Source organism: Mesobacillus boroniphilus JCM 21738, from assembly GCF_000517385.1.
GTDB lineage: Bacteria > Bacillota > Bacilli > Bacillales > Cytobacillaceae > Mesobacillus > Mesobacillus boroniphilus.
Window position 1 is genome coordinate 1 of record NZ_BAUW01000154.1, and the last position, 4,617, is coordinate 4,617.

At 45.1% G+C, this 4,617-nt stretch carries 3 protein-coding genes and 11 tRNA genes; 13 read left to right on the forward strand and 1 reads right to left on the reverse strand.

The genetic code is table 11. From position 1 onward, the window contains the following. Positions 1–282 precede the first annotated feature (282 nt). On the forward strand, positions 283–2,451 hold the full coding sequence (locus tag JCM21738_RS20960; RefSeq protein WP_175577023.1) for a Tex family protein: 2,169 nt from the start codon (positions 283–285) through the stop codon (positions 2,449–2,451). A gap of 31 nt (positions 2,452–2,482) precedes the next feature. Here JCM21738_RS20960 and cmpA read toward each other — a convergent pair whose 3' ends face one another. Next, positions 2,483–2,602 carry a cortex morphogenetic protein CmpA gene (cmpA, locus tag JCM21738_RS24040; RefSeq protein ID WP_023626316.1) on the reverse strand — a complete coding sequence of 40 codons (120 nt, stop codon included), beginning with the start codon at positions 2,600–2,602 and terminating at the stop codon, positions 2,483–2,485. A 94-nt stretch (positions 2,603–2,696) separates the two neighbouring features. On the opposite strand from cmpA, the gene JCM21738_RS20965 reads away from it, so the two are divergent. From JCM21738_RS20965 to JCM21738_RS21020, 12 genes are all read left to right on the forward strand, one after another. Beyond that, complete coding sequence (locus tag JCM21738_RS20965) at positions 2,697–3,170, forward strand: SprT family protein (RefSeq protein ID WP_023626315.1); 474 nt, start codon at positions 2,697–2,699, stop codon at positions 3,168–3,170. A gap of 119 nt (positions 3,171–3,289) precedes the next feature. Next, positions 3,290–3,364, forward strand: a tRNA-Asn gene (locus JCM21738_RS20970). 14 nt (positions 3,365–3,378) lie between these two features. Next, positions 3,379–3,469 (forward strand) — tRNA-Ser (locus tag JCM21738_RS20975). Between the two features lie 14 nt (positions 3,470–3,483). Next, positions 3,484–3,558 (forward strand) — tRNA-Glu (locus JCM21738_RS20980). A 62-nt stretch (positions 3,559–3,620) separates the two neighbouring features. Next, positions 3,621–3,696: transfer RNA gene (locus tag JCM21738_RS20985), tRNA-Asp, on the forward strand. A gap of 6 nt (positions 3,697–3,702) precedes the next feature. After that, positions 3,703–3,777, forward strand: a tRNA-Gln gene (locus JCM21738_RS20990). A 130-nt stretch (positions 3,778–3,907) separates the two neighbouring features. Next, positions 3,908–3,980: transfer RNA gene (locus JCM21738_RS20995), tRNA-Lys, on the forward strand. A gap of 66 nt (positions 3,981–4,046) precedes the next feature. Continuing rightward, positions 4,047–4,131, forward strand: a tRNA-Leu gene (locus JCM21738_RS21000). A 58-nt stretch (positions 4,132–4,189) separates the two neighbouring features. Next, positions 4,190–4,275, forward strand: a tRNA-Leu gene (locus JCM21738_RS21005). A gap of 61 nt (positions 4,276–4,336) precedes the next feature. Next, positions 4,337–4,413, forward strand: a tRNA-Arg gene (locus tag JCM21738_RS21010). Between the two features lie 21 nt (positions 4,414–4,434). Then, positions 4,435–4,511 (forward strand) — tRNA-Pro (locus JCM21738_RS21015). A gap of 21 nt (positions 4,512–4,532) precedes the next feature. Next, positions 4,533–4,606 (forward strand) — tRNA-Gly (locus JCM21738_RS21020). The last annotated feature ends 11 nt before the right edge of the window (positions 4,607–4,617 follow it).

The following is a 4,617-nucleotide window of genomic DNA, read 5'->3' on the forward strand; positions in this document are numbered from 1 at the left end:
TCAGCGCCTAGCCCCTCGAGACGCTTCGGTCCGCCCAATGAAGTCAAAGAGCGACTTCACTGGTCGGCTCTCCAGCGCTTGTCGGGGCTGAACAAGGCGCTTGCGCTTTTCTAATAGGAGGTAGGGTGCAGATCAACCCTATGTGTCACATTGGGGATTGAAGCGAAAGGAATATAGAAGGATGCCCGCGCTCACTGTAAACCTTCCGCTTATTTTGGTACACTATTAAAGTGACAAGCAATATCAATATAGATTATGGAGGATTGTCTCTTGACTCAAACAATGGATAAGCAAGGTCGATATGTAAAAATCATTGCCAAAGAGCAATCGTTAACAGCTAAACAAGTGCAAAGTGTCATTTCGTTAATTGATGAAGGAAACACTGTACCGTTCATAGCCCGTTACCGAAAGGAAATGACGGGTGCGCTTGATGAAGTGCAAATTCGCAACATCGTTGAAAGATGGCAATACATACAGAATATAGAGCAGCGTAAAGAGGAAGTCATCAGGCTCATCGAAGAACAAGGAAAGCTGACTGACCAACTGAAGACGAATATTGAAAGAGCAATCAAACTTCAGGAAGTAGAAGACTTATACCGGCCATACAAGCAAAAAAGAAGAACGAAAGCGACTGTTGCAAAAGAGAAGGGACTGGAGCCGCTTGCTCAGTGGATGCTGGAGTTCCCTGTAAACGGAAGTCTCGAAGAAAAAGCCCGGGAGTTTTTATCAGAAGAAAAAGGTGTCGAATCTTTTGAAGATGCGATTGCCGGAGCGAAAGACATCATCGCTGAAATTGTTTCTGATGACGCAGACAGCCGCAAGTGGATTCGAAATGAAACCTTTAAAACTGGCTCCATCGAGTCTGCAGTAAAAAATGAAGAGCAGGATGAGAAGAATGTTTATGAGATGTATTATGATTATTCCGAGCCAGTCAATAAAGTGGTGCCGCACAGAATCCTTGCGCTCAACCGCGGTGAAAAAGAAGAGCTTTTGAGGGTGTCAATAAAGCCAAAAACAGATGTCATCATTAGCTATTTGCAGCGTAAGTGGGTAACTAAAAATCACTCTGTCACAGCAGCTGAAGTAACAGAAGCAATCGAGGATGCATATAAGCGACTGATCCAGCCGTCAATCGAACGTGAGATCAGGAATGAACTGATGGAAAAAGCTGAAGAGCAAGCGATCCATATCTTTTCCGAAAACCTGCGCAAACTTCTCCTCCAACCGCCGTTAAAAGGGAAGGTTGTCCTGGGAGTAGACCCGGCATTCAGAACGGGATGTAAACTGGCTGCTGTAGATGAAACAGGAAAAGTTTTATCAATCGGTGTGATATATCCACATACCTCTGGATCGAAAAATACAGAGGCGAAGGATAAATTCATTAAAGTCCTGAAAGAGTATGACGTTGAAATGGTCGCAATCGGCAACGGAACTGCTTCCAGGGAAACAGAACAATTCGTGTCAGACATCCTGAAAGAGATGGATAAAGAGATTTACTATCTCATTGTTAATGAAGCAGGCGCGAGTGTTTACTCTGCTTCCGATCTTGCCCGCGAAGAGTTCCCTAACTACCAGGTAGAAGAACGAAGTGCAGTATCGATTGCCCGCCGATTGCAGGACCCGCTCGCTGAGCTTGTTAAAATCGATCCCAAGTCCGTCGGTGTCGGCCAGTATCAGCATGATGTCAGCCAGAAAAAGCTATCCGAATCCCTGACATTCGTTGTCGAGACTGCAGTTAACCAGGTAGGGGTCAATGTAAATACCGCTTCTTCTTCCTTATTGCAGTACGTATCAGGACTCTCTAAAACAGTAGCCAATAATATAGTAAAGAAACGTGAAGAAGAAGGAAAGTTCACAAGCAGGACGCAACTGAAAAAAATTCCGCGTCTCGGAGCCAAGACTTATGAACAGGCAATCGGATTCCTGCGTGTTATCGACGGAAAGGAACCCATTGACCGCACTGGCATCCACCCGGAAAGTTACGGTGAAGTAAAGCAGCTGCTTGATAGCCTGGGATTCAAAACAAAGGATTTAGGCACTCCAGCATTAAAGGACGCGCTCGCAAAAATTAGCATTGACCAAACTGCAGCTGAATTAGGGATCGGGAAACTTACACTGAAAGATATCATTGATGCGCTAATAAGACCTGAAAGGGACCCGCGCGACGAGCTTCCGGCACCACTTTTGAAAAAGGATGTATTGAAGCTTGAGGATCTGAAGGCAGGAATGGAACTTCAAGGTACCGTACGGAACGTGGTTGACTTTGGAGCTTTCGTTGATATCGGTGTAAAACAAGACGGACTTGTCCATATTTCAAAGTTAAGCAACCGATTTGTAAAACACCCACTGGATATTGTATCAGTTGGGGACGTAGTAACCGTTTGGGTGGATAGTGTCGACCAGAAAAAAGGTCGCGTCGCCTTGACGATGCTTAAGCCTGAGCAGGCATAATACAGAAGACTGCAGGAATCCCTGCAGTCTTCTAATCGTTCAAACTCTGTTTATTTCTATAAAAGTACCAACATTGATTTAAAAGTTTGATCTGATACCGATTTTTCTCATAGAAGGCTCGTTTCATTTGATTCTGAAACCAGACAGGCATAGAGCAATACCTCCTTAAGATAATGCATTAAAGGTAACATTAATATATGCTATAATGGGTTGTCATGTTTCTTTAAAAGGCAGGCGTTTTACAGATGACTGATCAAGAGTTGCATAATCTTGTAGTAATGATTTCCGATAAATACTTTCATAAGCCATTCGGGCATAAGGCGTTTTTTAATCCGAGACTTCGAACAACTGGCGGTCGCTATATGCTGGGCAGCCGCAACATTGAAATTAATAAAAAGTATTTTGAGCAACTAGGTGAGGCGGAGTTGATCGGGATCATTAAGCATGAACTTTGCCATTACCATCTTCATATAGAAGGAAAAGGGTACAAGCATTGCGATAAAGACTTCCGGGATTTATTAAAGAAGGTAGGTGCCCCGAGATTTTGTTCTGTACTTCCGGAAGAGAAGAAGAGAAGATCGAAACAGAAGTTCATTTTTTATCAGTGCAGCAGCTGCAAGTTGGCCTATCGCCGCAAAAGATCTATCAATACCTCGAAATACGTGTGTGGAAAATGCCAGGGAAAGTTGATAAAAGTGAAGGAAATGACTGTAGAATAAGCGTTTGTGGGCTTGTAAAAAAGAAATAAAAAACTTATCAAAAACACCCTTGACTTTTGCTGGGTACCTCCCTATAATAGTAAGAGTCGATAAGACAACGACATCAAAAATTAAATTATTCCGCAGTAGCTCAGTGGTAGAGCACTCGGCTGTTAACCGAGCGGTCGTAGGTTCGAATCCTACCTGCGGAGCCATTATTTTAAGGTATGGGGAAGTACTCAAGAGGCTGAAGAGGCGCCCCTGCTAAGGGTGTAGGTCGCGTAAGCGGCGCGAGGGTTCAAATCCCTCCTTCTCCGCCAGAACCTTTTATTATGGCCCCTTGGTCAAGCGGTTAAGACACCGCCCTTTCACGGCGGTAACACGGGTTCGAATCCCGTAGGGGTCACCAAGTCGCGCCCTTGCGAAAAACATCCTTACTACAGCGATAGTAATCATTATAATTCAATATCTGGTCCCGTGGTGTAGTGGTTAACATGCCTGCCTGTCACGCAGGAGATCGCCGGTTCGACCCCGGTCGGGACCGCCATTTTATTGGGCTATAGCCAAGCGGTAAGGCAACGGACTTTGACTCCGTCATGCGTTGGTTCGAATCCAGCTAGCCCAGCCATTTTTTGAGTTGTTAGCTCAGTCGGTTGCTCGCTTTGTTGAATGAACATCAGCGGCAACTTGCGAGAAAGACCGAAGGTCTTTTGAGCACTTGTTTCAAACGGAACTTGTTCAGGGTTCTGTTCGAATACGAGCCATTAGCTCAGTCGGTAGAGCATCTGACTTTTAATCAGAGGGTCGAAGGTTCGAGTCCTTCATGGCTCATCAAGTTTCTTTGTGCTAGCGGAAAGAAACTTCCTTACTTTCGCGTCAGTGAATGAATATGAATATGCGGGTGTGGCGGAATTGGCAGACGCACCAGACTTAGGATCTGGCGCCGCAAGGCGTGGGGGTTCGACTCCCTTCACCCGCACCATTAATTACCTATTGATTAATGAACCTCAATTAGTTATTATATAATCCTGTCATGTTTTGCGGTCGTGGCGGAATGGCAGACGCGCTAGGTTGAGGGCCTAGTGGGGGCAACCCCGTGGAGGTTCAAGTCCTCTCGGCCGCACCAAAAAATTATTGACATCCTTTCTTGGATGCGATAAGATATAAAAGTTACTATTAAAATTAATGCGCCCGTAGCTCAATTGGATAGAGCGTCTGACTACGGATCAGAAGGTTATGGGTTCGACTCCTTTCGGGCGCGCCATTATTTTTTCCTTAATAATAACGGGGAGTAGCTCAGCTTGGTAGAGCACTTGGTTTGGGACCAAGGGGTCGCAGGTTCGAATCCTGTCTTCCCGACCATTCAGCAACTAAACTTTATATGCGGGTGTAGTTTACTGGTAAAACCTCAGCCTTCCAAGCTGATGTAGTGGGTTCGATTCCCATCACCCGCTCCATTATGATTGTT